4 protein-coding genes are annotated in these 3,408 nt (G+C 27.9%); 3 read left to right on the top strand and 1 reads right to left on the bottom strand.

The window, feature by feature from the left end:
* On the bottom strand, window positions 1–1,004 hold a 1,004-nt coding region (locus AB1Z17_RS14020), incomplete at its 3' end, for a N(5)-(carboxyethyl)ornithine synthase (RefSeq protein ID WP_368052392.1).
* 908 nt (window positions 1,005–1,912) lie between these two features.
* On the opposite strand from AB1Z17_RS14020, the gene AB1Z17_RS14015 reads away from it, so the two are divergent.
* The 3 genes from AB1Z17_RS14015 to AB1Z17_RS14005 all read left to right on the top strand — a co-directional run.
* Window positions 1,913–2,125, top strand: a complete 213-nt coding sequence (locus AB1Z17_RS14015) for a hypothetical protein (RefSeq protein WP_368052391.1) — start codon at window positions 1,913–1,915, stop codon at window positions 2,123–2,125.
* A gap of 167 nt (window positions 2,126–2,292) precedes the next feature.
* Entirely contained in the window at window positions 2,293–3,057 is a 765-nt protein-coding gene (locus AB1Z17_RS14010; RefSeq protein ID WP_368052390.1) for a GLPGLI family protein, read from the top strand.
* Window positions 3,058–3,106: 49 nt separating this feature from the next.
* Window positions 3,107–3,408 (top strand): carboxypeptidase-like regulatory domain-containing protein (locus AB1Z17_RS14005; protein WP_368052389.1); only part of this gene is annotated, 302 nt, incomplete at its 3' end.

Raw genomic sequence — 3,408 nt, 5'->3', positions numbered from 1 at the left:
GATGGTAAATGAACAATTAGAGCCGCAGAAATAGATCTTGAAGCACTTTCCCAATAATAACTTGGCGTGTGATCTACTGCATAATAATCTATTTTATTAATGGATATCATTGGGTTTTTAAAAGTAGTAGGTTTTGCAAAATAAAAACCCATTCCTTCATCGCAACTCACATCTATAATTAAAGTACCTGGTTTTAAACTGTCTTTTTCTTCCTCAATTACAAAATCGAAAGGATCATCTGTATCTTGATAAGTTCCATTAACTATTATCTCAGATTCACTAATCAGTTCTGAAAAAGGTCTTTCTGAACCATCATGTTCCACTAAAACAAGTCGAGGTTCATTTATTTTTCCCTTTCGAACACGAACATATTCCACATTAAGAATCTCTTCTCTTACTTCGTGGTCAGGTCTTTGAATACAGATAGTAATATCTCTAAAACCATGTGCTTTTAGCGCATAAATTGCACCTCTGCTTACAGCTCCAAAACTAAAAATAACCACTTTTCTTTGATTTCCATAATGCCCATCTATTCCCTTTAATTGCAAGGCATGTATAACGGCACTATAACCAGCCATTTCATTATTTTTATAAAAAGTATGTCGCCCCATTTGTCCGTTCGGATTCCAAACAAACATATCTTCAAAAGCAATTAATGTTAATTTTTTATCTATGGCCGTTTGTGTAATCGGCATTTGTTGCGCACAATGTGGATATCCCCAAAGAATTCCACCTACTTTTAATTCTTGTAAATCAGATAAAACAGGTTTGGCAATAATAACCGCACCTATTTCAGATAATAATTCTTTTCTTGTAGCAATTCCCCCCGTTTGATTTGAAATTTCTTCATCTGAAATATTGAAAGGTTTTCCATATCCTTTTTCAAAAATAAGTTGTTTTCTAATGTTTTCTGGAATTCTTTTTATGTGGTCTGGATGAATTGGAACACGTCTTTCATCTACTTTTTTTGAAGTTCCTATAACTCCCATTTTTAATAAAGCCATTGGTTATTTTTATTGAAGTCAACACTTAGTAATGAAATAAGCAAAACATCATTATAAAATTCATAGAACAGAATACTTACTAATAATCAGTCATTAAATTGAGAATTAGCGCGTTAAAATTAGAAAGGGTCTTCAAAAAAAGCCTTATTAGTTCATTTAGTCGAACTAGAAGTGTAATTAACATCAACGGATAAATAATCCAACAGTAAAGTTACCATATATAATTGTATTATAAGGTTTTAATAAGTAAAATCTTATAACTAATAATTTAAGAGATATTAAAATAGGTTATTGAAAAATACATTTTCAATAACCTATTTTAAAGAATTTAAGTTGCCTTATTTTTTTAGAATTCGAACATTTTGTTCTTCCACTTTTTTATCTGATAACATGGAAGGTGCATTTAATTTTTTTAGAAAAATTAAAATGCTTTAAGTATGGTTTTTCCATACTATAAATAAGGTAAAACCATAAATTGTTGTATTTCAGTAAAATAAAGTTGTTTTATTTTGACAAGTCTTTTTTTTTTTTTATAAATTTATCCTGAAAAAGAATTAAAAATTGCATTATGAAACCCCAAAAAGCATTAAAATTTCCATTTATTTTTTTATTTCTGTTAAACAGCAATCTCACTTTAAGTTGTCATTCCTGCGCAGGCAGGAATCTCACCATTATAATCAAAATTATTTTTTATTATCATTTATTAACAACAGAACAGAAAAATCCTCTGTTTGTAAAATTTTAAGAACACAATACTGTAATAAAATGTTTAACCTAAAACCAGAAACTATTATGACATAGCTACTACATACAAACAGAGGAAGTTATTGCAAAAGTAATACTCCTCGCAGAACTAACAAAATATTAAAGCGCAATTATGCGCTATTAACTAATTTAAATTTTAAATTATGAAAAAAATAATTTTAGGAATCGTATTTGTATTTGTAACTTCAATTGTGGTTAATGCTAATACATATAAAGATGAATATGATCAAGATTGTTTACAAAGGGCATGGGATTACGGGACAGAAAATGGAGGAGGAGACAGTTACATGGAATGGCATTACATGAGTGTGTATATGGATATGAATTTTGATTGCGCGCCAATTGATCAAGTTTAATTGTATAATAATAAAGAAGCTTAATCAGGTTAAAAGATTTATTTAGAGATTTAAAATATCATAATGTGCCTTTATAGATTGTTATTCGTTTTACAAAGGTAAGGATACTTAATTTTTTAAATCGAATTAATTGTACCGATTAGGCTTCTTAAAAAAAGAAATAGATTATGAATAAAATAGTAATATTTTTAGCTTTAGTATGTTGTTTCAATATTTGTTTATCTCAGAATAATCAAGGGATTATAATTTATAAAAAAGAAATATTAGAATATTTATCTGAAAAAGATGAGTTCATAAAAAATAATAAAATACTAAAATCTCAGTATTATTTAAGTGTTCAAGAAATTGATTTAAATGTAAAAGAATTATTAAAAGATATTAATTATAAATTAATATTTAATTCTGATGTAAGTGTTTTTGAAGCTGGTTCATATTTAGAATTAGGAAATAATAAATATTATAATAGTGCTGTGGGACCTTATGGCAGAGGCATATATTTTACCGATATAAAAAAGAATGAATATTATACACAGTTAGATGCATATGGTGAGCTTTTTTTAATTAAAAACTCTAAAGCAGATTGGGAACTTTTAAATGAAACAAAAAAAATTGGTAATTATTTATGTTATAAAGCAACAACTATAAGAATAACTCAAGGTAGGGAAGGAATAATAAAATCACCAGTTATCGCTTGGTATGCACCTGAATTGGCAGTTCCATTTGGTCCAATTGGTTTTGGAGGTTTACCAGGGCTTATAATTGAACTGGAAATTAAGAGTTTCAAATTTTATGTATCAAAAGTAAATTTAAACCCTAAAGGTAATATAAATGTTAAATTACCAAGTAAAGGTAGAGTGGTAACAAAAAATGAGTTTGACGAAATAGGGATGGGTATGATGGGGAATTTGAGAAAATTAAATAGGAAACAATAATAATTATTGAATGTACAAAAAAAGAATTATAATTTTACTATATATCATTTTGTGCATTTGTACTACAACCGCACAAACAATCACCTTAAAAGGTAGTGTAAAAGACAGTTTACAAAATCCTTTAAGTTATGCTAACGTTATAGCAAAACCAGCAGATGTTACTAAAAACCTACAATTTGCTATTACAGACAATGATGGTTTGTATAAATTAGAACTTACAAAAAATGATGCTTATACAATCTCTGTAAGTTATATGGGCTATAAAACTGCTAGTTTTAAGTTTACTGCTACTGAAAATTCTCAGCAGCATATTATTTTAAAAGATGCGCCAAACCAATTGCAAGAGGTAAT

The sequence above is a fragment of the Lutibacter sp. genome (assembly GCF_040883305.1).
GTDB lineage: Bacteria > Bacteroidota > Bacteroidia > Flavobacteriales > Flavobacteriaceae > Lutibacter.
Note: the sequence above shows the minus strand (reverse complement) of the source record. Positions and strands in the feature narration are given on the sequence as shown.

Excerpts from the sequence above, each read along its gene's own strand:
- AB1Z17_RS14015 (WP_368052391.1), top strand. The coding sequence starts at position 1,913 with ATGAAAAAAATAATTTTAGGAATCGTATTTGTATTTGTAACTTCAATT.
- AB1Z17_RS14010 (WP_368052390.1), top strand. The coding sequence starts at position 2,293 with ATGAATAAAATAGTAATATTTTTAGCTTTAGTATGTTGTTTCAATATT.